26 protein-coding genes are annotated in these 24809 nt (G+C 66.3%); 11 read left to right on the top strand and 15 right to left on the bottom strand.

Annotation, left to right across the window (positions count from 1 at the left end; translation table 11 throughout):
* Positions 1-37: 37 nt before the first annotated feature.
* The 3 genes from rpoH (at position 38) to A9179_RS20640 (ending at position 2343) form a co-directional block, all read left to right on the top strand.
* The gene (gene rpoH / locus A9179_RS20650) at positions 38-892 is read left to right on the top strand and encodes an RNA polymerase sigma factor RpoH (RefSeq protein WP_187808067.1); all 855 of its coding nucleotides are present in this window, start codon (positions 38-40) and stop codon (positions 890-892) included.
* A gap of 59 nt (positions 893-951) precedes the next feature.
* The gene (locus A9179_RS20645; RefSeq protein ID WP_187808066.1) at positions 952-1569 is read left to right on the top strand and encodes a hypothetical protein; all 618 of its coding nucleotides are present in this window, start codon (positions 952-954) and stop codon (positions 1567-1569) included.
* A 96-nt stretch (positions 1570-1665) separates the two neighbouring features.
* Positions 1666-2343, top strand: a complete 678-nt coding sequence (locus tag A9179_RS20640) for a lysoplasmalogenase (protein WP_187808065.1) — start codon at positions 1666-1668, stop codon at positions 2341-2343.
* Here the strand turns inward: A9179_RS20640 and mtgA are convergent.
* Positions 2294-3022 carry a monofunctional biosynthetic peptidoglycan transglycosylase gene (gene mtgA / locus A9179_RS20635; RefSeq protein ID WP_187808644.1) on the bottom strand — a complete coding sequence of 243 codons (729 nt, stop codon included), beginning with the start codon at positions 3020-3022 and terminating at the stop codon, positions 2294-2296. The two genes, A9179_RS20640 and mtgA, sit on opposite strands and share 50 nt — an antisense overlap.
* 68 nt (positions 3023-3090) lie before the next feature.
* Between mtgA and A9179_RS20630 the strand changes: the two genes are divergently transcribed.
* The 5 genes from A9179_RS20630 to A9179_RS20610 all read left to right on the top strand — a co-directional run bounded on the left by A9179_RS20630 (position 3091) and on the right by A9179_RS20610 (position 6786).
* Complete coding sequence (locus A9179_RS20630) at positions 3091-3462, top strand: DUF423 domain-containing protein (RefSeq protein ID WP_187808064.1); 372 nt, start codon at positions 3091-3093, stop codon at positions 3460-3462.
* Between the two features lie 91 nt (positions 3463-3553).
* Positions 3554-3754: a sulfur carrier protein ThiS gene (gene thiS, locus A9179_RS20625; protein WP_187808063.1), complete on the top strand. Its 201-nt coding sequence runs from the start codon at positions 3554-3556 to the stop codon at positions 3752-3754.
* Positions 3755-3773: 19 nt separating this feature from the next.
* The gene (locus tag A9179_RS20620; protein WP_187808062.1) at positions 3774-4565 is read left to right on the top strand and encodes a thiazole synthase; all 792 of its coding nucleotides are present in this window, start codon (positions 3774-3776) and stop codon (positions 4563-4565) included.
* Between the two features lie 9 nt (positions 4566-4574).
* Positions 4575-5294, top strand: coding sequence for a tRNA (guanosine(46)-N7)-methyltransferase TrmB (gene trmB, locus A9179_RS20615; protein ID WP_187808061.1), 720 nt, complete (start codon positions 4575-4577; stop codon positions 5292-5294).
* Positions 5295-5466: 172 nt separating this feature from the next.
* Positions 5467-6786, top strand: a complete 1320-nt coding sequence (locus A9179_RS20610; RefSeq protein WP_223123454.1) for a DUF1329 domain-containing protein — start codon at positions 5467-5469, stop codon at positions 6784-6786.
* A gap of 70 nt (positions 6787-6856) precedes the next feature.
* On the opposite strand, the gene A9179_RS20605 is transcribed toward A9179_RS20610, so the two are convergent.
* The 3 genes from A9179_RS20605 to yrfG form a co-directional block, all read right to left on the bottom strand.
* A complete protein-coding gene (locus A9179_RS20605) occupies positions 6857-7276 on the bottom strand; it encodes a glycine zipper domain-containing protein (RefSeq protein ID WP_187808059.1) in 420 nt (139 codons plus the stop codon).
* 86 nt (positions 7277-7362) lie between these two features.
* A complete protein-coding gene (locus A9179_RS20600) occupies positions 7363-7833 on the bottom strand; it encodes a glycine zipper domain-containing protein (protein WP_187808058.1) in 471 nt (156 codons plus the stop codon).
* Between the two features lie 151 nt (positions 7834-7984).
* Complete coding sequence (gene yrfG, locus A9179_RS20595) at positions 7985-8674, bottom strand: GMP/IMP nucleotidase (RefSeq protein WP_187808057.1); 690 nt, start codon at positions 8672-8674, stop codon at positions 7985-7987.
* A 107-nt stretch (positions 8675-8781) separates the two neighbouring features.
* Here yrfG and nudE point away from each other — a divergent pair, with 107 nt between their 5' ends.
* Genes nudE through A9179_RS20580 form a run of 3 tightly spaced genes read left to right on the top strand, consistent with a single transcriptional unit; the run spans position 8782 to position 10647 of the window.
* The gene (gene nudE, locus A9179_RS20590) at positions 8782-9348 is read left to right on the top strand and encodes an ADP compounds hydrolase NudE (RefSeq protein ID WP_187808056.1); all 567 of its coding nucleotides are present in this window, start codon (positions 8782-8784) and stop codon (positions 9346-9348) included.
* Complete coding sequence (cysQ, locus tag A9179_RS20585; protein WP_394354745.1) at positions 9345-10166, top strand: 3'(2'),5'-bisphosphate nucleotidase CysQ; 822 nt, start codon at positions 9345-9347, stop codon at positions 10164-10166. The genes nudE and cysQ overlap by 4 nt, the downstream gene beginning before the upstream one ends.
* Before the next feature lie 31 nt (positions 10167-10197).
* Complete coding sequence (locus A9179_RS20580) at positions 10198-10647, top strand: YiiD C-terminal domain-containing protein (protein WP_187808055.1); 450 nt, start codon at positions 10198-10200, stop codon at positions 10645-10647.
* Between the two features lie 63 nt (positions 10648-10710).
* Here the strand turns inward: A9179_RS20580 and A9179_RS20575 are convergent, their stop codons facing one another.
* From A9179_RS20575 to rfbB, 11 genes are all read right to left on the bottom strand, one after another.
* Positions 10711-12591: a beta-ketoacyl synthase gene (locus tag A9179_RS20575; protein ID WP_187808054.1), complete on the bottom strand. Its 1881-nt coding sequence runs from the start codon at positions 12589-12591 to the stop codon at positions 10711-10713.
* Positions 12592-12813: 222 nt separating this feature from the next.
* Positions 12814-13740 carry a carbamate kinase gene (gene arcC / locus A9179_RS20570; protein WP_187808053.1) on the bottom strand — a complete coding sequence of 309 codons (927 nt, stop codon included), beginning with the start codon at positions 13738-13740 and terminating at the stop codon, positions 12814-12816.
* Between the two features lie 75 nt (positions 13741-13815).
* Complete coding sequence (locus A9179_RS20565) at positions 13816-14826, bottom strand: ornithine carbamoyltransferase (protein WP_187808052.1); 1011 nt, start codon at positions 14824-14826, stop codon at positions 13816-13818.
* Between the two features lie 69 nt (positions 14827-14895).
* Positions 14896-16146, bottom strand: coding sequence for an arginine deiminase (gene arcA / locus A9179_RS20560; RefSeq protein WP_187808051.1), 1251 nt, complete (start codon positions 16144-16146; stop codon positions 14896-14898).
* Positions 16147-16161: 15 nt separating this feature from the next.
* Entirely contained in the window at positions 16162-17589 is a 1428-nt protein-coding gene (arcD, locus tag A9179_RS20555; RefSeq protein WP_394354744.1) for an arginine-ornithine antiporter, read from the bottom strand.
* Positions 17590-18134: 545 nt separating this feature from the next.
* Positions 18135-19499 carry a sigma-54-dependent transcriptional regulator gene (locus A9179_RS20550; protein WP_187808049.1) on the bottom strand — a complete coding sequence of 455 codons (1365 nt, stop codon included), beginning with the start codon at positions 19497-19499 and terminating at the stop codon, positions 18135-18137.
* Complete coding sequence (locus tag A9179_RS20545) at positions 19496-21304, bottom strand: sensor histidine kinase (RefSeq protein ID WP_187808048.1); 1809 nt, start codon at positions 21302-21304, stop codon at positions 19496-19498. Before A9179_RS20545 ends, A9179_RS20550 begins: the two co-directional genes overlap by 4 nt.
* Positions 21305-21349: 45 nt before the next feature.
* Entirely contained in the window at positions 21350-22216 is an 867-nt protein-coding gene (gene rfbD, locus A9179_RS20540) for a dTDP-4-dehydrorhamnose reductase (protein WP_187808047.1), read from the bottom strand.
* Entirely contained in the window at positions 22213-22758 is a 546-nt protein-coding gene (rfbC, locus tag A9179_RS20535) for a dTDP-4-dehydrorhamnose 3,5-epimerase (protein WP_187808046.1), read from the bottom strand. Before rfbC ends, rfbD begins: the two co-directional genes overlap by 4 nt.
* Complete coding sequence (gene rfbA, locus A9179_RS20530) at positions 22755-23627, bottom strand: glucose-1-phosphate thymidylyltransferase RfbA (protein ID WP_187808045.1); 873 nt, start codon at positions 23625-23627, stop codon at positions 22755-22757. Before rfbA ends, rfbC begins: the two co-directional genes overlap by 4 nt.
* On the bottom strand, positions 23624-24688 hold the full coding sequence (rfbB, locus tag A9179_RS20525; RefSeq protein ID WP_187808044.1) for a dTDP-glucose 4,6-dehydratase: 1065 nt from the start codon (positions 24686-24688) through the stop codon (positions 23624-23626). Before rfbB ends, rfbA begins: the two co-directional genes overlap by 4 nt.
* Positions 24689-24809 lie beyond the last annotated feature (121 nt).

The following is a 24809-nucleotide window of genomic DNA, read 5'->3' as shown; positions in this document are numbered from 1 at the left end:
CTAGACTGCGCGAGCTTTGTAATTCCGGAGGTTTTTCATGACCACTTCTCTGCAACCTGTCCATGCTCTAGTCCCAGGCGCGAACCTGGAGGCTTATGTGCATGCGGTGAACAGCATTCCCCTGCTGTCGCCCGAGCAGGAGCGCGAGCTGGCCGAAAGTCTCTACTTTCAACAGGATCTCGAGGCCGCCCGCCAGCTGGTGCTGGCTCACCTGCGTTTCGTTGTGCATATCGCCCGTAGCTACGCCGGCTACGGCCTGGCCCAGGCCGACCTGATCCAGGAAGGCAACGTTGGCCTGATGAAGGCGGTCAAGCGCTTCAACCCGGAAATGGGCGTGCGCCTGGTGTCCTTCGCCGTGCACTGGGTCAAGGCCGAGATCCACGAGTTCATCCTGCGCAACTGGCGCATCGTCAAAGTCGCCACCACCAAGGCGCAGCGCAAGCTGTTCTTCAATCTGCGCAGCCAGAAGAAGCGCCTGGCCTGGCTGAGCAACGATGAAGTACACGCCGTGGCCGAGAGCCTGGGCGTGGAGCCGCGTGAAGTCCGCGAGATGGAGAGCCGCCTGTCCGGCCAGGACATGGCCTTCGACCCGGCAGCGGAAGATGACGACGAAAGCGCCTTCAAGTCGCCGGCCAACTACCTCGAAGACCACCGTTACGACCCGGCCATGCAGCTCGAGGATGCCGACTGGAGCGACAGCTCCACCGCCAGCCTGCACGAAGCCCTGGAAGGCCTCGACGAGCGCAGCCGCGACATTCTCTACCAGCGCTGGCTGGCCGAGGAGAAGGCGACCCTGCATGACCTGGCCGCCAAGTACAACGTCTCCGCCGAGCGCATTCGCCAGCTGGAGAAGAACGCCATGAACAAGCTGAAAGGCTCGATCCAAGCGTAAATTGCCCCACCTCGAAAAGCCGCACCCAGGTGCGGCTTTTTTCTGTCCGGAGAATTTCCATGGCCCTGCCGGCTTTGCGTCGTCGCCCACCCGCGCTGCTGTTCACCGGCGTCGCGCTGCTTGCCTGCCTGCTGGCCCTTGGGCTGAATTACCTGTGGCAGCGCCCGGCAGAGCCGCTGGGTTGGCTGGGCGAGTGGCAGGGCAAGGTTCTGCAGCCGCTGGCCGAGGGCCAGCTGAACCTGGGACAGCTGCGCGAACGTTTGCCGGATGGTGAACTGTGGGTACAGCCGCGGCTGGATGGCCTGCGCCTGCTGTACCGCGGCGAGTTGCTGGCGGACGACCTATCCTGGCGTCTGCAGGCCGAGCTGACCCTGAGCGAGGCGCAGCGCACTAGTCTGGGCCAGGCCACCGGGCTGGGCCCGCGCGATGCCGAGCAGCCACTGGCGGCGGCGCTGCAGGAGCACCTCGGCGGCTACCCGATCGGTGCCTTGGAGCTGCGCCCGCAGGGTGAGATCGGCGCGGCGCGCCTGGCCGCCAGCCTGGGTGAGCCGCGTCTGCGCCTGCAGTTGCCAGCGGGAGAGGCCTGGGTCTATCCGCAGTTGGGCCTCACCGCTCACCTGGCGGCCGAGCAGTTGCAGCTGCTCCACGCGGTGCCGCGCAGCCTGCTGCAGCACTGACGCCCGGCGCCGCCGGCGCTGGCGTGTGCGGCGTGGCGCCGGGCGGGTTCGGCGAGGCAGGATGCGGCTCAGCTGTCATCCACCCGAGGAGCATCCATGCCCGCCGCCCAGCGCTTTGCGTTCATCCTGGCCGTCCTGCTCGGCTATCTGTACATCGTCCTGCTGCCGTTCAAGCCCTACCCGCTGGGCTGGCTGCTCAAGCCCCTGCCGATGCTGCTGTACGCCGTGCTGGCCTGGCGCAGCCTGCCGGGCGCCGCAGGGCGCTGGCTGGCTCTGGGGTTCGTGGCGGCCGGGCTGGGTGACTTCTTTCTCGACTATGGCAACCGCGACGGCCTGTTCCGCCAGGCGCTGGGGGCTTTTCTGCTGACCCAGTTGGCCTTTATTCGCGGCTTCGGCCTGCTGGCTCGCGGGCGTTCCTGGCGCCTGCTGTGGAGTGTGCCGGCACTGTTCTACGGCACGGCCATGGCCGCGTGGATGCTGCCGGCGGCGCCGGGGCTGCAGGTGCCGCTGGCGCTGTATTTCTGCTGTCTGCTGGCGATGGTGTGCAGCGCGGCGCGGGTGGAGTCGCGGCCGGGGCCGCTGTGGCTGGGCGCCAGCCTGTTCCTGCTGGCCGACTCGCTGATCGGGCTGAACAAGTTCATCCAGCCCTTCCCCCATGCGGTGACGCTGATCGTGCTCTGCTACTTCAGCGGCCAGACCCTGATCGCCTGGGGCCTGCTGCGCCTCAGCGCTGGCTCTGCAGCCAGTCGGGCCGCCACGGCGCCAGCTGGTTGAGGTAGTGGCTGCCGCCCAGCTGGTAGGCCTGGCGGCTGATCCAGCCGGCCCGGCGGCTGACATGCGGGCCCGGCCGGCGCGGGTTCCAGGCCCGCGGGTTGGGCAGCACGGCGGCCAGCAGGCTGGCCTGCTGGCGCGACAGGTAGGGCGCGCCGATGCCGAAGTGATGGCGCGCGGCGGCTTCCGCACCGAACACCCCGTCGCCCCATTCGACGCTGTTGAGGTAGACCTCGAGAATCCGCTGCTTCGACCAGAACAGTTCGAGCAGGCTGGTGAACCAGGCTTCCAGCGCCTTGCGCGGCCAGCTGCGGCCGGACCAGAGGAACAGGTTCTTGGCCACCTGCTGGCTGATGGTGCTGGCGCCGCGCAGGCTGCCGCCATCGGCGTTGTGCGCCAGGGCCTGGCGGATGGCGGCGACGTCGAAGCCCCAGTGCTCGGCGAACTTCTGATCCTCGGCGGCGATCACCGCGATCTTCAGGTTGTCCGGTAGCTCCTTCCACGGCCGCCAGCTGCGCTGCAGGTCGATCGGCTCGCCGTCGACCCACGACTCGATCTTGCGCTCGACCATCAGCGCGCTGCCCGGCGGGTCGATCCAGCGCAGGGCGAGCACCAGCAATGCCGAGCCGATGGCGAACCACAGCAGCAGTTTGGACAGGCGGCGAAACAGGTTGCGCAGCATGGATGGCTTGGCCCCGGGGGATGAGCGGGCCATTATAGCGGCCGCTTTCCGTCTGTCTGGGGTGATTCATGTCGCGCATCTTTCTGTTGCTGGCCGCTTTTGCCGGTTTCACCGGGGTGGCCCTGGGGGCCTTCGCGGCCCATGGCCTCAAGGCGCGGCTGAGTGCCGAATACCTGGCGGTGTTCCAGACCGGCGCACACTACCAGATGCTGCATGCCCTGGCCCTGTTCGGCGTGGCCCTGCTGGCCCGCCAGCTGCCGGGGCGCCTGCTGGGCGCAGCTGGCAGTCTGTTCGCCCTAGGCATCCTGCTGTTTTCCGGCAGCCTCTACGTGCTGGCCCTGAGCGGTATCAGCCGGCTCGGCATGATCACCCCGTTCGGCGGCCTGGCCTTTCTCGCTGGCTGGCTGTGCCTGGGTTTGGCGGCCTGGCGGGCGCGCTGAGCGACTAAGGGACAAATGGCACGCACGTACCTTGGTCGATGCTGGCTAAAGGGCTAGAATGCCGACCCTTTCATGTTCTGACTGCCCAGCCATGCACATCCAATTGAACGGCGAACCCTTCGACCTGCCGGACGGCGCTACCGTCGCCGAGCTGCTCGTGCGCCTGGATGCCGTGGGCAAGCGGGTGGCGGTCGAACTCAACCTGGACATCGTGCCGCGCAGCCAGCATGCCACGACCGTCCTGCGCGACGGCGACCAGCTGGAAGTCGTCCACGCCATCGGCGGCGGCTAGTCGCCCGAGAGGAGCAGCCATGAGCGCGATCATCGACAAACCCTTCACCCTGGCCGGGCGCACCTATGCGTCGCGCCTGCTGGTGGGCACCGGCAAGTACAAGGATCTCGAGGAAACCCGCCTGGCCATCGAGGCCTCGGGCGCCGAGATCGTCACCGTGGCCGTGCGCCGTACCAACATCGGGCAGAACCCGGGCGAGCCGAACCTGCTCGACGTGATCTCGCCGGACAAGTACTGCATCCTGCCCAACACCGCCGGCTGCTATAACGCCGAGGAAGCGGTGCGCACCTGTCGCCTGGCCCGCGAGCTGCTCGACGGCCACAAGCTGGTCAAGCTGGAAGTGCTGGCCGACCAGAAGACCCTGTTCCCCAACGTGATCGAGACCCTCAAGGCCGCCGAAGTGCTGGTCAAGGAAGGCTTCGACGTGATGGTCTACACCAGCGATGACCCGATCATCGCCCGCGAACTGGCGGCCATGGGCTGCATCGCGGTGATGCCGCTGGCCGGCCTGATCGGCACCGGGCTGGGCATCTGCAACCCGTACAACCTGCGCATCATCCTCGAAGAGGCCACCGTTCCCGTGCTGGTCGATGCCGGTGTGGGCACCGCGTCGGATGCCACCATCGCCATGGAACTGGGCTGCGAGGCGGTGTTGATGAACAGCGCTATTGCCCACGCGCAGAACCCGATCCTGATGGGGGAGGCGATGAAGCACGCGATCATCGCCGGGCGCATGGCCTACCTGGCCGGGCGCATGCCGAAGAAACTCTATGCCAGCGCCTCCTCGCCGCTGGACGGCCTGATCAAGTAAGAGAATTTCATGAGCGACATCATCGAGCCGGCAGACGAAAGCGCTGCCGAGCGGCCGCTGCGCGGCATCAAGAGTTTCGTCATGCGCTCCGGGCGCATGACCGAAGGCCAGCAGCGTGGCCTGGATCAGGGCTGGCCGAAATACGGCCTGCAGCTGGAGGACGGCCTGCGCGACTTCGACCAGGTGTTCGGCCGCAGCGCGCCGCGCACCTTCGAGATCGGCTTCGGTATGGGCCACGCCACCCTGGAGATGGCCGCTGCCGCCCCCGAGCAGGACTTCATCGGTGTGGAAGTGCACAAGCCGGGCGTCGGCGCCCTGCTCAACGGCATGCTGACGCAGAACCTGAGCAATATCCGCGTGTACAGCTGCGACGCCCTGGAAGTGCTGCGCGACTGTGTTGCCGATGCCAGCCTGGATCGCGTCCTGCTGTTCTTCCCCGATCCCTGGCACAAGGCCCGTCACCACAAGCGCCGCATCGTCCAGGCGAGCTTCGCCGAGCTGGTGCGCCGCAAGCTCAAGGTCGGCGGCGTGCTGCACATGGCCACCGATTGGCAGCCATACGCGGAATATATGTTGGAAGTACTCAGCGCCGCGCCCGGTTACCATAACCTGTCCGCCGACAGCACTTATGTCGAGCGTCCCAGCGAGCGCCCGGTAACCAAGTTCGAGCGACGCGGCGAACGCCTCGGCCACGGTGTGTGGGATCTCAAGTTCCAGCGCATCGACTGATCAAGGCCCTGCGGAGCAGGGTTACAACATGACCGGGATCACCCGGCGCCAGGAAGGCATCCTCACCCCGACGGCAATATGCAGATGCGGCCTACACTGGTCGTACGAATAAGAATGGCGGCGCGTAAAAACCCGCGAGGAGAACGCTGTGTTGAGAATTATTGCAGTCCTGATGTTGGCGGCCGCTGCGCTGCCGGCCCAAGCGCGGGTCGATGCCGCTCAGGCCGCTCGCCTGGGGCAAGACCTGATGCCGCTGGGTGGCGAACGCGCAGGCAATGCTGCCGGCACCATCCCGGCCTGGGATGGCGGCCTGACTGCCGGCCCGAGCGGCTACCAGCCGGGCATGCACCACCCCGATCCCTATGCCGCCGACAAGGAGCTGTACCGTGTCGATGCGAGCAATGCCGGCCAGTACAAGGCCGTGCTGGCGCCGGGCTTCCAGAAGCTGCTGGAGAAGCACCCGGGCTACTTCCTGCGCGTCTACCCGACTCACCGCAGTGCGGCAGCGCCGCAGCGCATCTACGATGCCACCCGCTACAACGCCACCAATGCCGGACTGATTTCCGGCGGTAACGGCATCGAAGGCACTGCCGCCGGCATTCCCTTCCCGATTCCGCAGAGCGGCCAGGAGGCGATCTGGAACCACATCGCCCGCTACCGCGGCGACCAGATCCGCATGATCACCAACCAGGCGGCAGTGCTGGCCAACGGCGACTACACCCTGCTCAAGCGTGAGCGTGACGTGATGTTCGTCTATGGTCGCGAAGGCGTGACCCCGGCCGACCTGGACAACACCCTGTTCTACTACAAGTACGTGGTCACCGCGCCGAGCAAGCTGGCCGGCTCCTCGCTGGTGGTGCAGGAAACCCTCGACCAGGTGCTGGCGATCCGCAAGGCCTGGCGCTTCAGCCGTGGCGAGCGGCGCGTGCGGCGCCTGCCGATGCTGGCCTATGACGCCATGCAGCCGGACACCAACGGCATGGCCACCGCCGACGTGGTCGACGCCTACAACGGCGCCCCGGATCGCTACGAGTGGAAGCTGATCGGCAAGCAGGAAATGCTCATGCCGTACAACAGCTATGCCGTGCACCAGAAAGGCATCCCCTACGAGCAGATCCTGCAGAAGAAGAGCGTCAACCCCGAGCTGCTGCGCTACGAGCTGCACCGCGTATGGGTAGTCGAGGCCCACCTGCGTACCGGCTTCAGCCACCCCTACGGCGCGCGCCGCTTCTACCTGGACGAGGACAGCTGGCAGATCCTCGCCGTCGACCTGTACGACAAGAGCGGCGAACTGGTCGGCCTGCAGGAAGCCCACCCGATCAGCTACTACGACGTACCGATGTTCGGCAGCACCCTGGAGACCATCTACGACTTCAAGGGCAGCCGCTACTACGTCGACGGCCTGGACAACAACGAGCCGATGTACGACTTCAACGTCAAGCTGAACAAGGGCGACTTCACCGCCGCTGCGCTACGTCGCGAAGGTATCTGAGGCGACTCCCCACGAGCCGTTCAGCGCCCAAGAAAAAGCCCGCATCTGCGGGCTTTTTCATATCTGGCGTTTAGTCGCGATGTTTGTGCTTCTTGTGTTTCTTGCCATGGCTATGGCCGTCATCGTCGTCATCACCCGCGAAGTTGCTGCCCAGGGCGCCGCCGGCGCCGCCACCCAGGGCGCCGCCGATCACTGCACCGGTGGAGCCGCCGACCTTGTTGCCGAGCACGGCGCCACCGGCCGCGCCGAGGCCGCCGCCGACGGCTGCCTCGACCTTGCGGCCGTCCTTTGCGGTGACCGCACTGCCGGCCGCACCGCCGACCCCGGCGCCGATGGCTGCGCCGGTGTTGCCGCCAACCTGTTGGCCGACCACGGTACCCAGGGCGCCGCCCAGGGCACCGCCGATGGCGGTTTTGGTGGTGTCGCCGGCGTACAGCGGTTGCGCCAGCAGCAGGCCGCCGAGGGCCAGCAGGGAAAGGGAACTACGCATGGGAAAACCTCAGGAAAAATGCGCGCGGAGCGTGGCGCAGATGGCGCGCCAAGGCAAGCCGCGCGTACCCGCGCGCGACGGCCGGGTCAGTCGTGCCAGTGCTTGTGCTTGCGCCCGTGGTGGTGACGGCGTTCGCCATAGTGGTGGCCGTTGTCCTCGTGGTAATGCCGACGGTAGCCATCATGGTCGTCATCGTCGCGGTTGCCATCACCGTAGTTGTTGCCCAGTGCGCCACCGGCGCCGCCACCCAGCGCCGCACCAATCAGGCCTCCGGTGGTGCCGCCCATCTGCTGGCCGATGGCGCTGCCGCCGGCTGCACCCAGGCCGCCGCCGATCGCCGCTTCGGTGCGGCTGTGCTTGTCGGCGCCAACTGCGCCACCGGCTGCGCCACCGACGCCAGCACCGATGGTGGCACCGGTGCTGCCACCGATCTGCTGGCCTACTACCGAGCCCAGCACGCCGCCGAGGGCGCCGCCGACCCCCGCCGAGGTGTTGCCGGCGAAGGCGCTGGCACTGGCCAGGCTGAGAGTGAGCAGGAACAGCGAGGAATACTTCATGACTACAGACCTCCGAGGGAACTCGCAGCAGATCCTGCCAGCGTCAGCGCTGCCGACAAGCTCTGGCTGCCGACCCTGCGAATGCCTTCACAACCGGCGAAAAAAAAGCCGCAGGCAGCGAACTGTGCGGCTTGTGTGGGGTCAGCCAGACTTAGCCCGAGGTCTTCTGCAGGCCTTGGGCGAGCCCTTCACAGAGCTGCCGGTAGTCATCCACGGCGGCAAACTCCTCGGTATCCTTGAGCGCCTTGCGGCTATCCGGCTGGCGAATGCCAAGCAGGTGGGCGACGCCAAAGCGCTGGGCGCTGCGCAGGATCGGCAGGCTGTCGTCGATGAACAGGCTGCGTGCCGGGTCGAAGGGGCAGTCCTGCTGCAGGGCAAACCAGAACTGCTGGTCTTCCTTGGGAAAACCATAGTCGTGGGAGCTGATCAGGCGATCGAACCAGGGCGCCAGCTCGACCTTTTCCAGCTTCAGCGACAGCGAGTCGCGGTGCGCGTTGGTGATCAGCACCACGCGCTTGCCGGCGGCGCGCAGGGCGGCGAGGAAGGTGTCGGCATGCGGGCGCAGGGCGATCAGCTCGGCGACTTCGCGCTTGAGATCGCGCACCGAGAGGTTCAGCTCGCGGCTCCAGAAGTCGGTGCAGTACCAGGGCAGGGTGCCGGCATGCTGGCGGAACAGCGGCAGCAGCTCGGCATCGGCGGCGGCGCGGCTGATGCCATGCAGCTCGGCGTAGCGCTGCGGCAGGTGCTCGAGCCAGAAATGGTTATCGAAGTGCAGGTCGAGCAGGGTGCCGTCCATGTCGAGGAGGACGCTGTCGATGTCGGCCCAGGGCAGTAACGGCATGGCGGATTCTGGCGTGAAAGGTGACGGAGTGTGTCGCGCTGCAATATCCCACGCGGACAATTCGGGTGGGCGGGGTATGATACCCGTTCGTATCAAGGAGTGAGCCCATGCGTGAGAAACCTGTCGTGCTGGCCCGCGAGATAGTCGCGAGCAGCCGCCTGTTCCGCGTCGAAGAACTGCAGCTGCGCTTCTCCAACGGGGTCGAGCGCACTTACGAACGCCTGGTCGGCAAAGGCTCGGGCTATGGCGCGGTGATGATCGTGGCACTGCTCGATGCCGAGCACGCGGTGCTGCTCGAGGAATACTGTGGCGGCACCGACGACTACCAGTTGTCGCTGCCCAAGGGCCTGGTCGAGCCCGGCGAAGACGTGCTCGATGCGGCCAATCGCGAACTCAAGGAAGAAGCCGGCTTCGGCGCCCACCGCCTCGAGCTGATCGCCGAGCTGAGTTTGTCGCCCGGTTACATGAGCCAGAAGATCCAGGTGGTGCTGGCCCGCGACCTGTACGAGGAAAGCCTGCCGGGTGACGAGCCCGAGCCGCTGCGGGTGGACAAGGTCAACCTGCGCGAACTCAGCAGCCTGGTGCAGCACCCGCAGTTTTCCGAGGGCCGCGCCCTGGCGGCGCTGTATCTGGTGCGCGACCTGTTAAGCCAACGTGGAGAATTCAGCCTGTGAGCCATCCCTTTCTGCCGGCGGTGATCGCCCTGGTACAACGCGCCGGTCAGGCCACCCTGCCGCACTGGCGCAACGACGTGGCGGTGACCGAGAAGGCCGATGCCTCGCCGGTGACCGCCGCCGACCTGGCCGCCCACCATATCCTCGCCGACGGCCTGCGCGCCCTGGCCGCAGACATCCCGGTGCTGTCGGAGGAAGACGCCGACATCGCCTTCGCCGAGCGCGCTGCCTGGCAGCGCTGGTGGCTGGTCGATCCGCTGGACGGTACCAAGGAGTTCATCTCCGGTAGCGAGGAGTTCACCGTCAACGTGGCGCTGATCGAACGTGGCGAGGTGGTGTTCGGGGTGGTCGGCATCCCGGCCAGCGGTCGCTGCTACTACGGCGGTCGTGGTCTCGGCGCCTGGCGCGTGGAGCGCGATGGCGCCGCTGCAGAGGTGGCCGTGCGCCTGGCCCCGGCCGAGGCCTTCACCGTGGTGGCCAGCAAGCGCCACTCCAGCCCGGCCCAGGAGCGCCTGCTGGAAGGTCTGAGCGAGCGTTTCGGCGACCTGCAGCTGGCCAGCGTCGGCAGCTCGCTGAAGTTCTGCCTGCTGGCCGAAGGCAATGCCGACTGTTACCCGCGCCTGGCACCCACCTCGCAGTGGGATACCGCGGCGGCCCAGGGCGTGCTGGAAGGCGCCGGCGGCGAGGTGCTCGATCTCAAGGGCGAGGCCCTGACCTACGAGGCCCGCGAGTCGTTCCTCAACCCGTCTTTCCTGTGCCTGCCCGTGGCGGCACAGTGGCGTGCCGAGCTGATCCAGCTGGCCCGTGCCCTCGACTGAGCCTCGCAGCACAAGCGGCCAGGGCTCAGCCATGCATGATGATCGCGCCTACCTGGAGCAACTGCTGCACCAGGACATCCCGCTGACCCAGGCCCTCGGTCTGGGGGTGCTGAGCTGGCAGGCTTGCGAGCTGCGTCTGAGCCTGCCGCTGGCAGCCAACCTCAACCACAAGAGCAGCATGTTCGGCGGCAGCCTGTACTGCGGCGCGGTGCTGGCCGGCTGGGGCTGGCTGCATCTGGCGTTGCGCGAGGCGGGCGTCAGCGACGGCCATATTGTCATCCAGCAGGGCCAGATCGATTATGCCGAGCCGGTGCTGAGCGATGCGGTGGCGCTCTGCACTGCCCCGGCGGCAGCCGAGTGGGACAGGTTCCTCGCCCTCTACCGGCGCCGCGGCCTGGCTCGGCTCAGGCTGCACAGCCGCATTCTTGTCGGCGAATGCGAGGCGGTGCGCTTCAGCGGCCAGTACGTGCTGCACCGCTGACTTTCATCCCTCTCCGGGGGGGAGAGGGAGTTGCTTCGATAAGCGTCCGGCTCTCCGCGGCCTTCACAGCATATCGGCGTAGCGCTCGTCCTTGCGGTAGACCAGCGGCTGGGTGAAGCCGGGGATGCGGATCTGCCGGGTGTCGATCTGCAGCTGCTGCTCGTCGATCAGCTCGTGGCCGAAGTTGTAGAGAATCTCGAACTGGCCGCGCAGGGCCTGCTGGTCGTATTGCGCGGCGGCCGCGCGAGTGGCCTCGCGCTTGACCTGCCAGGCAGCGAAGGCGGCCTCGCCGTGGCGCTTGCGCAGCATGCGCTCGACTATCTGCGGCGCCAGCAGCACGCCGGTGGCGTTGTTGCCGCCGAAACCCTTGGAATTGACGAAGCACAGATCCATGTCCACGCGGCGGTCGCGGGTGTCCAGGCTCAGGTGCTGGCGGTGGACGTCGTCGGCCACCTTGTCGATGGTCTTCAGACCCGGCAGCAGGCCGTGGCGGAAGGTGCCGAGGGCGGCGATCACCTGGTCGCCGCTGGCGGTGGCCAGGGAGTGGCCGAGGAAGGCCTTCACCGCGGTCACCGGCCAGTCGCTGATGCCAAAGGCAGCGGCGATGCGGTCGAGCAGCTCGGATTCGGTGACCCGGTTGGCCGGAGTGCTGGAGCCGTGGGCATGCACGAAGCTGCGCTGGCGCACGGCATCGCTGCCGAGCAGCTGGGTGGCACTGGCCACGGCCTTGGCCAGGGTCAGGTAGTTGCCGGGGCCGGGGGCGGAGATGGACTTCTTGAAGCCGTCGGCATTGATGAACACGTCCGGCACCGCGCCGTGGATGTCAGCCCCCAGCTGCAAGGCCAGCTCGTCATCCATCAGCACCACGAACTGGCTCGACTCGGAGAGGGTGAAGCCGCAGTTGTCGCCGAATGGCCGGCTGGCGCGGCGGAAGTCCACGTCGTCGCGCCCCTCGATCTTGCGCAGACCTTCCTCGGTGGCCAGGGCGCCCATGGCGCCATAGCCGTCGATGCATTCCTGGGTGATCGGCGCCTCGCTGTTGCCCACCAGCACCACCCGCGACTTGCCGCTGGTGATCTGTTCGATGGCCTTTTGCAGGTTGTAGAGGAAGGTGGCACAGGCGCCGGTGACGCTGCCGGTGGTGCCGACGCTGCCCAGTACGTAGGCATTGATGAAGTCGGCCGGCATGGTGTTGAGGCCCAGCGGGCACTGCTTGGCGGTAACCCGGCCACCCTTGAGGCGGGCCTGCAGCATGCCGCCGAAACCGTTCTCGTCGAGCTGGCTCATGATGCTGCCGGAGAACACTGCCACTTCGTCCGGCTGCACCTGGTCGAGAATGTGCTGCCAGGCCAGGCCGGTGGAGCGCAGCGCGTCGGTAGCGCCGACCACGGCCATCTGCAGGCCGCGCGGGTGGAAGCGCGAGTTGTACAGGTCGCCCGGCTCGAAGCCGCTGGGCAGCTGGCCGGCCGACTTCACCGGCAGGCTGCGGTAGCTGTCGACCTTGAACTCGCTGCTCTCGGTGAGGGTGACGCGCACCTGCAGTTCGTCCACGTCCTCCACCTGCCAGCTGGCCGGCAGCGGTTCGGGCAGGTGCTTGCGCAGGGTGGTGAACTGCGCGTTGCTGATGGCCAGGTTCTTCTGCCAGTGGGCGGCGTCGACGTCCAGGTGGCGCTTGTCGATGCGCCGTACCAGGGTGCCGGCGAGAATCTCGGCGCCATGGCGGCTCTCGATCTCGGCCAGGCTCAGCGCCTGGCCGTCGAGGCTGTGGAACTGGCCGTCGACCACCTGCACCAGCTGCATCATCACGGCCAGGCCGGCCAGGGTTTCCTGGCGGCGGGCGGCGTCCAGGGATTCCTGGACGATACGGCGGAAACCATGGTGGAACGAACTTCTGCCCGCGGCGTTATAACCGCCGAACCCTACGATGACGGGTAGTCGAGACATCACGCGGAACTCCTTGAAACGGTCTGCCTCGGCGCTTGGCGGGTGGCGAGTGCGTGAGGGCAACAGGCTCACCGGCCAGACGGCAGATGCCGGGTGGCGACTCAATATGAATCGGGATATCCGGATGACGCAGGTTGTGACTGGCAGGTCACGCCGTTCGGCGTGTGGAGTGTGCAGGAGTGGGCGGGGCCAGGGCGGCCCCGCGCGGGTGCAGAGGCCAGGCTAGTAGTAGCTGAGGCCAGGTTTGGCGGTGCTGATGCGGGTGCCGGAGGTGCCTTTGACAATGGCCTCGATATTGGCCAGCGAACCGATCACCGCGACCTGCCCGGTGTTGCGGGCGAACTCGCAGGCGGCCTGGACTTTCGGGCCCATGGAGCCGGCAGCGAAGCCAAGGCGTTCCAGTTCGTCGGGGTGGGCCTGGGCGATGGCTTTCTGGGTCGGCTTGCCCCAGTCGATGTAAGTGGCATCGACGTCGGTGGCGATCACCAGCAGGTCACTGCTCAGCTGCTCGGCCAGCAGCGCCGAGCACAGATCCTTGTCGATCACCGCCTCCACGCCCTTGAGCTTGCCGCCTTCGTACATGGTCGGGATGCCGCCGCCGCCGGCGCAGATCACCACCGAGCCTTTCTCCAGCAGCCACTTCACCGGGCGGATCTCGAAGATCCGCTGCGGCCGCGGGCTGGCCACCACGCGGCGGAACTTGTCGCCGTCCGGGGCGATGCTCCAGCCCTTCTCGGCGGCCAGGCGCTCGGCGTCGGCCTTGCTGTAGACCGGGCCGATCGGCTTGGTCGGGGTTCTGAAGGCCGGGTCGCCGCTGTCCACTTCGACCTGGGTGAGGATGGTGGCGAAGGGCACTTCGAACGGCAGCAGGTTGCCCAGCTCCTGTTCAATCATGTAGCCGATCATGCCCTCGGTTTCGGCGCCGAGGACGTCCAGCGGATAGGGGTTGGCGGCATCGTAGGCGTTGCCCTGCAGGGCCAGCAGGCCGACCTGCGGGCCGTTGCCGTGGGCGATCACCAGTTCGTTGCCGGGCGCCACCTTGGCGATCTGTTCGCAGGCGATGCGCACATTGACGCGCTGGTTCTCCGCGGTCATGGCCTCGCCACGCCGCAGCAGGGCGTTACCGCCCAGGGCGATGACTAGTCGCATGGTTGTTCTCCTTGAAAGAGGTTGGCCGTAGGGCGGGCGCAGCCCGCGGGTTGCACCCGCCCTACGGCACGCGCGTCAGACGTCGGCCAGGGTCGAGACCAGGATCGCCTTGATGGTGTGCATACGGTTTTCCGCCTGTTCGAAGGCGATACACCAGGGCGACTCGAACACGTCGTCGGTCACTTCGATGCCGTTCTTCAGGTGCGGGTACTGCTCGGCGATCTGCTTGCCGACCTTGGTCTCGCTGTTGTGGAAGGCCGGCAGACAGTGCATGAACTTGACCCGCGGGTTACCGGCAGCCTTCATCAGCTCGACATTGACCTGATAGGGCATCAACTCCTTGATGCGTTCGCCCCAGGCTTCCACCGGCTCGCCCATGGACACCCAGACATCGGTGTGGACGAAGTCGACGCCCTTGACCGCTTCCTTGGCATCTTCGGTGAGGGTGATGCGCGCTCCGCTTTCCTCGGCGAATTTCCTGCAGGCGGCGACGTGCTCGTCGGTCGGCCACAGGGACTTGGGCGCGGCGATGCGCACGTCCATGCCGAGCTTGGCGCCGATCAGCAGCAGCGAGTTGCCCATGTTGTTACGGGCGTCGCCGAGGTAGGCATAGCTGATCTCGTGCAGCGGCTTGTCGCTGTGCTCGCGCATGGTCAGCACGTCGGCGAGCATCTGGGTCGGGTGGTATTCGTCGGTCAGACCGTTGAACACCGGCACGCCGGCGTATTTGGCCAGGTCTTCGACGATTTCCTGCTTGAAGCCGCGGTACTCGATGGCGTCGTACATGCGGCCGAGCACGCGGGCGGTGTCCTTCATGCTCTCCTTGTGGCCGATCTGCGAGGAGCCTGGGTCGATGTAGGTGACGTTGGCGCCCTGGTCATAGGCGGCCACCTCGAAGGCGCAGCGGGTGCGGGTGGAGGTTTTCTCGAAGATCAGCGCGATGTTCTTGCGCAGCAGGTGCGGTTGCTCGGTGCCGGTGTACTTGGCGCGCTTGAGGTCGCGCGACAGGTCGAGGAGGTAGCGCAGCTCGCGAGTGCTGTGGTGCATCAGGCTGAGCAGGTTGCGGTTGTGCATGTTGAAAGCCATGGTTCTTTCTCCTTGTGGACGGCTTGAACGGCGCCCCGGCGGCCATGGATTGGCCGCCGGGGTGGCTTTTTAGTAGTCGATCGGGTCGCGGATGATCGGGCAGGTCATGCAGTGGCCACCGCCACGGCCGCGGCCCAGTTCGCTGGCACTGATGGTCACCACCTCGACACCGGCCTTGCGCAGCAGGGTGTTGGTGTAGGTGTTGCGGTCGTAGCCGACCACCACGCCGGGCTCCAGGCAGACCACGTTGTTGCCGTCGTCCCATTGCTCGCGTTCGGCTTCGAAGCTGTCGCCGCCGGTCTCTACCACCCGCAACTTCTTCAGGTTGAGGGATTCGGCGACCACGTCGATGAACGACTTGTCTTCGCGGCGCACGTCGATGCCACCCGGCTTGCTCTCGTCCGGGCGCAGCACGAAGGGCACGATCTGGTAGGCCACTTCCGGGAAGACGGTGACCAGGTCGCGGTCGCAGAAGCTGAACACGGTGTCCAGGTGCATGGCCGCGCGCGACTTGCCGAGGCCGGCGACCACCACTTTCTCCGCCGCGCCCTTGGCGAACAGGGCCTGGGCCACCTGGCCGATGGCCTGGTGCGAGGAGCGCTCGCCCATGCCGATCAGCACGGTACCGTTGCCGATCGGCATCACGTCACCACCTTCCAGGGTGGCGGCGCCGTGATCCTTGTCCGGATCGCCGTACCAGATCTCGAACTCTTCGTTGACGAAGTCCGGGTGGAATTTGTAGATGGCACTGGTCAGCAGGGTTTCCTGACGGCGGGCCGGCCAGTACATGGGGTTGAGGGTGACGCCACCGTAGATCCAGCAGGTGGTGTCGCGGGTGAACTGGGTATTGGGCAGCGGCGGGAAGACGAAGCTGGACTCGCCCTGGTAGGCGTTGAACATCTTCGCGACTTCCGAGTTCTTGTGCTTGGCCAGGTCGGAGCCGGACACGCCGCCGATCAGGAACTCGGCGATCCGGCGCGACTCTAGCCCCTCGATGAAGGAGCGCACTTCGCCCTGCAGGCCGAGGCCGACGCTGTTGGGGGTGATCTTGCGATCGAGGATCCACTTCAGCGCTTCCGGATTCTTCACCGTCTCCTCGAGCAGGTTGTGCATCTCCACCACCTCGATGCCGCGTTCGCGCATCTTGGTCATGAAATCGAAGTGGTCGCGCTTGGCCTGGCTGACCCAGATCACGTCGTCGAACAGCAGTTCGTCGCAGTTGTTGGGGGTCAGGCGCAGGTGGGCGAGACCTGGCGAGCAGACCATCACCTTGTGCAGTTTGCCGGCTTCGGAATGGACGCCTAGGGCTTTCTTGGACATATCGAACTCCTTCTCTTACAGACTCAGGAAGCCGTCATACAGCCCGTAGGCGGCGATGGCGGCACCGATCAGCACGACGAGGAAAATGATCTTCTCGACGCCGGTGAAGATGGGTTGGCCCAGCTCGCGCTTGGCCTTGGCGAACAGAATCGCGCCGGGCGCATAGAGCAGCGCGGAGAGCAGCAGGTACTGGATGCCGGCGGCATACACCAGCCAGACGGCATAGAGGGTGGAGACCAGGGCGATGGCCAGATCCTTGTTGCGTTCCCCACCGGCGTTCTCGTAGGTCTCGCCGCGGAACGCCAGCAGCACCGCATAGGCACTCGACCAGAAGTACGGCACCAGGATCATCGACGTGGCCAGGTACAGCAGGCTGAGATAGGTCGAGCTGTTGAACAGGGTGATGATGAGGAACAGCTGGATCAGCGCATTGGTCAGCCACAGCGCGTTGACCGGCACCTGGTTGGCGTTCTCCTTGCGCAGGAACTCCGGCATGGTGTGGTCACGGGCGCTGGCGAAGAGGATCTCGGCACACAGCAGGGTCCAGGACAGCAGGGCCCCGGCCAGGGAAACCAGCAGGCCGATGCTGATCAGCTGGGCACCCCAGGGGCCAACCACATGCTCCAGCACGCCAGCCATCGACGGGTTCTTCAGGCCGGCCAGCTGGGCCTGGGCCATGATGCCCTGGGACAGCACGTTGACCAGTACCAGCAGCAGCAGAACACCGACGAAACCCAGCACGGTGGCCTTGCCCACATCGCTGCGTTTCTCGGCGCGGGCGGAGAAGATGCTGGCGCCCTCGATGCCGATGAACACCCAGACGGTGACCAGCATCATCTTGCGCACCTGATCCATCACGCTGCCGAGCTCGCTGTTACCGCTGCCCCAGAAGTCAGTGGTGAACACGTCCATCTTGAAGGCGATGGCGGCGATGACGATGAACAGTGCCAGCGGCACCATCTTGGCGATGGTGGTGATGGTGTTGATGAAGGCGGCTTCCTTGATCCCGCGCAGTACCAGGAAGTGCAGCAACCAGAGCAGCACCGAGGCACAGATCACGGCCGGCAGGGTGTTGCCTTCACCGAACACCGGGAAGAAGTAACCGAGGGTGGAGAACAGCAGCACCATGTAGCTGACGTTGCCGATCCAGGCGCTGATCCAGTAACCCCAGGCCGAGGAGAAGCCCATGTAGTCGCCGAAACCGGCCTTGGCGTAGGCATACACCCCGCCATCCAGGTTGGGTTTGCGGTTGGCCAGGGTCTGGAAGACGAAGGCCAGGGTCAGCATGCCGACCCCGGTGATCAGCCAGCCGATCAGGGTGGCACCGGCGCTGGCGCTGTTGGCTATGTTCTGTGGCAGGGAGAAGATCCCGCCACCGACCATCGAACCCACCACCAGGGCAATCAACGCCCCCAGGCGAAGTTTGTTTGCTGAGTCGGACATCAAACACCTCCAAAATGGCGGAGAGAAGTTAGGAGCTATTGGGCTCCTTATCGGAGAGGGCGATATTGATTTTTATCAATAGCTCGCTATCCATCGCTCGGTATTACTGTCCCTGTACTGCCAGGTGTTGCGCAGGGGCACCCCAGATATAGCGGCAGGGCTTCAGCTAGACGGCCCTGGCCCGTTTTTGATCAGGCGTGCAGGAAAAGCTAGTTGAGCTTTTATCGCTTGCAAGTTTCAGTCGTACGACTGTTATTCGTAATGGCGAATAGCTTTCATCGCTTGCTGATTGAAAAGTGACCGGTATTTCCAGCACTGATTATTGGAAAACCACAGGCGAGGCGGGGGCCAAGTTTCGTCCGCTCTGTCGCGATACGCTGTGAGCGCGCTCCGTGGCGCATGGATTGCGTGTCGGTATGGGCGCTGGGCTGAGCCACGAGGAGGTGGTTTGCCCGTGGCGGCCTGGCAACTTGCTGGCAAGTGCTGGCCGCTGGACTGGGAGGCTGCTGTCTGCACTGAGCCGGCCCGGGCGGGGCGGTGAGGAATCAGTCCGGCTCGTCGCCGGCGCTGTCCAGGCCGTGCTTGCGCAGCTTGTCGTGGAGGGTCTTGCGCGGCAGGCCGAGGGCCTCGGCCAGGCTGCGCAGGGAGCCATGGCCCTTGGCCATTTCCGCCGTGATCAAGGCGCGCTCGTAGGCTTCCACCTGTTCGCCCAGGCTGTGTCCGCCCGGTGCCGCGGCGAGGCTGGCGCCGGGCAGGTCGAGGCCCAGTTCCAGACCCATGGCGAAGCGCTCGGCGGCGTTCTGCAGCTCACGCACATTGCCCGGCCAGGCGTGGCTGAGCAGTTGTGCGCGCTGCCCGGCCTGCAGCTCGCGAATCGGCAGGCCGTGGCGCTGGGCGGCGGCCTCGGCGTGGTGCTGGAACAGCAGCAGGATGTCGGCGCCGCGCTCGCGCAGCGGCGGGATGCGCAGTGGCGCCACATTCAGGCGGTAATAAAGGTCGGCGCGGAAGCGGCCCTGATCGGCGGCCACGCGTAGATCTTCCTTGGTTGCGGCAATCACGCGGATATCCAGGGGGATCAGCTGGTTGCCGCCGAGGCGCTCGACCACCCGCTCCTGCAGCAGGCGCAGCAGCTTGACCTGCACGTCCGGGCTCATGCTCTCGATCTCGTCGAGGAACAGGGTGCCGCCGTTGGCGAACTCGAACTTGCCGATGCGCCGCTTCGACGCGCCGGTGAAGGCCCCTGGTTCGTGGCCGAACAGCTCGCTCTCCACCACCGACTCGGCCAGGGCGCCGGCGTTGATCGCCACGAACGGGCCCTTCTTGCGTGCCGACAGCTCGTGCAGGGCGCGCGCCACTACTTCCTTGCCGGCACCGGTCTCGCCGAGGATCAGTACATCGGTGTGGATCGCCGCCAGCGCGCCGACCTGCTCGCGCAGACGCAGCATCGGCGCCGACTGGCCGATCAGGCGGGCGCCCAACTCGTTGCGATCGGCCAGAGCCAGACGCAGGCTGCGGTTCTCCAGTACCAGGCGGCGCAGTTCCAGGGCGCGGCGCACGCCATCGATCAGCGCCTCGCTGGCGAAGGGTTTCTCCAGGAAGTCGTAGGCGCCGGCACGCATGGCCTGCACCGCCAGCGGCACGTCGCCATGGCCGGTGATCAGCAGCACCGGCAGCTCGGCATCGCGCTGCTGCAGTTGCTCCAGCAGTTGCAGGCCGTCGATGCCGGGCATGCGGATATCGCTGACCACCACGCCGGGCCAGTCCGCGCCGATGCGTTCGGCCACGCCGCGCGCATCGGCCAGGGTTTCGGCGCGCAGGCCGGCGAGATCGAGGGTCTGCGCCAGGGCCTGGCGCAGGTGCGCGTCGTCGTCGATCAGCAGCACCTGGGTGCGGGCATCTAGGGCGCTCATGAAAACTCCTCGGGCGGTTGCAGGGTGGCGCCGGGGGTGGCGCTGCGCAGCTGCAGGGTGATCAGCGCGCCGCCGTCCGGGTGGTTGGCCAGCAGCAGCTCGCCACCCAGGGCGCGCATCAGCGTCTCGCAGATGGCCAGGCCGAGGCCGAGGCCCTGGGTGCTGGTCTTGGTGGTGAAGAAGGGTTCGCGGGCATGCTGCAGCGCCTGCTCGGAGAAGCCCGGGCCATTGTCGCGCAGCAGCAGGTTGACGCCGCTGGCGGTGACCTCGCTGCTCAGCCAGATGCGCCGCGGTGGAGCCTTTTCGGCGAGGGCGTCGAGGGCATTGGCGAGCAGGTTGCCGAGCACCTGGCGCAGGCGCGTTTCGCCGGCCTGTACCCACAGGGTGGCATCCGGCAGGTCGCGGATCAGCTCTACATCCAGGGCGCGGCGGCGCTTGGCCAGCAGGGCCAGGGCATCGTCCAGCGCCGGCTGCAGGGCGACATTCTCCGGGGCGTGGCGGTCGCGCCGGGCGAAGGCGCGCAGGTGGGCGATGATCGAGGCCATGCGCCCGGTCAGCTCGCTGATCTGCCTGAGGTTGTCGCGGGCATCGTCGGTGCGCTGGTGGTCGAGCAGCACGCCGGCGTTGTCGGCATAGCTGCGGATCGCCGCCAGTGGCTGGTTCAGTTCGTGGCTGATGCTGGCGCTCATGGTGCCCAGGGCACTGAGCTTGCCGGCCTGTACCAGTTCGTCCTGGGTACGCAGCAGTTCCTGCTGGGTCTGTTCGCGCTCCAGCACTTCGTCCTTGAGGCGGTTGTTCAGCGTCTCCAGGTCGCGGGTGCGCTCCAGCACGCGTATCTCCAGTTCGCGCCGGGCGCGGGCATCGAGGGCGATGCGCTCGATGTAGTGGCGGCGGCGTTGCAGCAACAGGCCGAGCAGCAGCAGGCCGACCAGCAGGGTGGTGCCCGCGACGACCAGGCTGATGCGCACCTGGCGGTCGACCAGCTGGCGCGGGGCGAGGATGCTGGCGGTCAGCCCGGTTTCCTGCAGCTCGCGGCTCTGCATCAGCCAGGCGTTGTCCTGCAGCTGCAGGGGCGCGGGGGCCTGGGTCGGGTAGGGCTGGTTGGCGGCGATGGCGGCCCGCTCGGCATTGTCCAGCTCGCGGGTGGCGCGGAAGCGCCAGTCGCTGCGCGAGGAGATGATCACCACACCGTTGCCGTCGGTGACCATCAACTGCTCGGGGGTGTTGCCCCACAGCGCTTCGGAGTCGTCCAGGTCGACCTTGACCACCAGGATGCCGATCACCCGTTGGCCGTCGCGCACCGGGCTGGAGAAGAAGTAGCCGCGTTTGCGCGAGGTGGTGCCGAGGCCGAAGAAGCGCCCCTGCTTGCCGGCCAGCGCCTCGCGAAAGTACGGGCGGTAGCTGAAATCGCGGCCGACGAAGCTGTCCGCCTGATCCCAGTTCGACGAGGTTAGGGTGAGGCCCGCCGGGCTCATCAGGTAGATCACATCGGCACCGGTGTCTTTGCGTACCCGCGCCAGCAGCTGGTTGGCGCGTTCCTGCTGGGTGCGGTCATCCGGCGCGGCGAGCAGGGCGCGCAGCGGCGGCAAGTCGGCGAGGATGTTCGGCAGCACCTCGAAGCGGTGCAGGGTGCCGAGCAGGTTGGCGACATACAGGTCGAGGGTCTGGCGGTTCTGCTCGATCAGCTGATCGCGGTAGTAACGCTCGGCCAGTTGCTGCAACGGCCACAACAACGGCGCCAGCAGCAGTGCCAGCAGGGCCAGGCTGCGCCAGCGCGGGCGATGAGGGGGCGAGGTCTGAGTCATGCAGTCATGCGCCTGGGGGACAGACGCATTATGCACCGCAGAGCATCAGCGCGGGCTGGCCAGGCATTCCAGCAGGGCGGCGTGCCAGTCCGGCAGGCGGATGTTCCAGGCCTGCTGCAGGCGCGAACAATCCAAGCGTGAATTGAGCGGGCGCTGCGCCGGGGTCGGGTAGGCGCTGGAGGGAATCGGCTCCAGGCGCGCGCAGGGCTTGCCTTGGGCGCGCAGCTGCGCAGCGATGGCGCTGGCGAAGCCGAACCAGGAGGTCTCGCCCAGTCCGCTCAGATGGTAGGTACCCCAGGGGCCAGCCTGGCTGGCCTGCCAGTGCTGGATCAGCTCGCCAGTGGCGCGGGCGATGCTGCCGGCCCAGGTCGGCGCACCGATCTGGTCGGCGACCACGCGCAGCGCCTCGCGCTCCTGCAGTAGGCGCTGCATGGTCAGCAGGAAGTTCTTGCCGTGCAGCGAGTAGACCCAGCTGGTGCGCAGGATCAGGTGCTGGCCGCCAACGGCGCGGATGGCCTCTTCGCCGGCCAGCTTGCTGCGGCCGTAGACGCCCAGTGGGCCGGTGGCGTCGTCTTCACCGTAGGCGCCGTCCTTGCTGCCGTCGAACACATAGTCGGTGGAGTAGTGGATCAGCGGCACGCCGAGCGCCGCCGCTTCCTCAGCCAGCACGCCGGGTGCCGTGGCGTTGATCGCGAAGGCCAGCTCGGGCTCGCTCTCGGCCTGATCCACGGCGGTGTGGGCGGCGGCGTTGATCAGCAGATTCGGGCGCAGCGCGCGCACCTGCTGACGGATCGCTTCACTATCGGCCAGGTCGAGCTGCTCGTGGCCCAACACCAGCAGTTCATGCTGGCTCAGGGCAGCCTGCAGCTCGCGGGAGACCTGGCCATGGCGGCCGGTGATCAGCACTCTCATGGGAACGGCTCGGCCTCGCCCAGGGCCACGCCGGCCTGATCCTTGGCCGACAGCTGCGGAACGCCGTCGAACTGCCAGTCGATGGCCAGCGTGGGGTCGTCCCAGCGGATGCTGCGCTCGAAGGCAGGGGCGTAGTAGTCGGTGGTCTTGTAGAGGAACTCGGCGTATTCGCTGAGCACCACAAAACCGTGGGCGAAACCTTCTGGTACCCACAGCTGGCGCTTGTTCTCGGCCGACAGGCGCACCGTCACCGACTTGCCGAAGTTCGGTGAGCTGCGACGGATGTCCACGGCCACGTCCAGCACCTCACCGTGGCTGACCCGTACCAGTTTCCCCTGGGGTTGCTGGATCTGGTAATGCAGGCCGCGCAGCACGCCGCGCTGCGAACGCGAGTGGTTGTCCTGGACGAACTCGGGCTGCAGGCCGGTGGCCTCGGCGAAGGCACGAGCATTGAAGCTCTCGTAGAAGAAACCGCGCTCGTCGCCAAAGACTCTGGGTTCGAGGATCAGTACTTCCGGTAGCTCGGTACGGATGACGTTCATGCGTGTTCCCCGGCCAGCTGGTAGAGGTACTGGCCGTAGCCGGTCTTGCCGAAGGCCTTGGCCTGTACCAGCAGCTGGTCGCGGTCGATCCAGCCATGCTGGAAGGCGATTTCTTCCAGGCAGGCGACCTTCAGACCCTGGCGGTGCTCGATGGTCTGCACATACTGCGAGGCTTCCAGCAGGCTGTCGTGGGTGCCGGTATCGAGCCAGGCGAAGCCACGGCCGAAGCGTTCCACGCGCAGGTCGCCGCGTTGCAGGTAGGCGTTGTTGACGTCGGTGATCTCCAGCTCGCCGCGTGGCGACGGCTTGACCGCCTTGGCGATCTCGATCACGTCGTTGTCATAGAAGTACAGGCCGGTCACTGCATAGCTGGACTTCGGCTGCTTGGGCTTCTCCTCGATGGAGATGGCTTTGCCCTGGGCGTCGAACTCGACCACGCCGAAGCGCTCGGGGTCGCTGACCCAGTAACCGAATACAGAGGCGCCAGTTGGCTCGGCGGCGGCGCGCAGGAGCATTTCGCTGAAGTGCTGGCCGTGGAAGATGTTGTCGCCAAGGATCAGGCACACCGGATCCTTGCCGATGAACTGCTCGCCGATCAGGAATGCCTGGGCCAGGCCATCCGGCGAGGGCTGCTCGGCATACTGGAAGCGCACGCCGAACTGGCTGCCGTCGCCCAGCATCTTCTCGAACTGCGGCAAGTCGTGGGGCGTGGAGATGATCAGGATGTCGCGGATACCGGCCAGCATCAGTACCGAGATCGGGTAGTAGATCATCGGCTTGTCGTAGATCGGCAGCAGCTGCTTGGATACGCCCAGAGTAATGGGATGCAGGCGGGTGCCGGATCCACCGGCGAGGATGATGCCTTTCATGCGCTGGCTCCCAGGCGTTCGCGTTGATAGCTGCCGTCCTGCACGTGGCGGCACCATTCCAGATTGTCCAGGTACCACTGCACGGTCTTGCGCAGGCCGCTGGCGAAGGTTTCCTCCGGCACCCAGCCCAGTTCGCGCTGGATCTTGCCGGCATCGATGGCGTAGCGCTGGTCGTGGCCGGGTCGATCCTTGACGAAGGTGATCAGGTCTTCATAGCGCGCCAGGCCGGCTGGCTTGTTGGGCGCCAACTCTTCCAGCAGGGCACAGATGCTACGCACCACCTCGATGTTCTTCTGCTCGTTGTGGCCGCCGATGTTGTAGGTCTCGCCGACCTGGCCTTCGCTCACCACCTTGAACAGGGCGCGAGCATGATCCTCGACGAACAGCCAGTCGCGTACCTGCGAGCCGTCGCCATAGACCGGCAGCGGCTTGCCGTCGAGGGCATTGAGAATCACCAGCGGGATGAGCTTTTCCGGGAAGTGGAACGGCCCGTAGTTATTCGAGCAGTTGGTCAGCAGCACCGGCAGGCCGTAGGTGCGCTGCCAGGCGCGTACCAGGTGGTCGGAGGCCGCCTTGCTGGCCGAGTAGGGCGAGCTGGGGGCATAGGGCGTGGTTTCGGTGAACAGGTCGTCCACGCCATGCAGGTCGCCGTACACCTCGTCGGTGGATATGTGGTGGAAGCGGAAGGCCTGCCTGCGCGCCTCCGGCAGGGCCGACCAGTAGGCGCGGGTGGCTTCGAGCAGGTTGTAGGTGCCGACTATGTTGGTCTGGATGAACTCACCCGGGCCGTCGATGGAGCGGTCGACATGGGATTCGGCCGCCAGGTGCATGATCGCGTCCGGCTGGAACTCGCCCAGCACCCGGCCGACGGTGGCACGGTCGCCGATATCGGCCTGGACGAACTGGTAGCGCGGGTGGTGTTCGACGCTGGCCAGCGACTCGAGGTTGCCGGCGTAGGTGAGCTTGTCGAGGTTGAGTACTTCGTGATCAGTATGGTTCAGCAGGTGGCGAACCAAAGCAGACCCGATGAAACCGGCTCCGCCGGTAACCAGAATGCGCATGCAATGCCCAAAGTGTCGGATTGAAATTGAAGGCGGCTAGCTTGTCGGGTGTAATTATGCTTTGCAAGGGACTCGCCAGCCGTTTAGCGGGCTGTTCTTGCCCTTCCCCGTACAGAAGAGA

Origin of the sequence: Pseudomonas alcaligenes (assembly GCF_014490745.1) — a bacterium.
Classification (GTDB): domain Bacteria; phylum Pseudomonadota; class Gammaproteobacteria; order Pseudomonadales; family Pseudomonadaceae; genus Aquipseudomonas; species Aquipseudomonas alcaligenes_C.
Note: the sequence above shows the minus strand (reverse complement) of the source record. Positions and strands in the feature narration are given on the sequence as shown.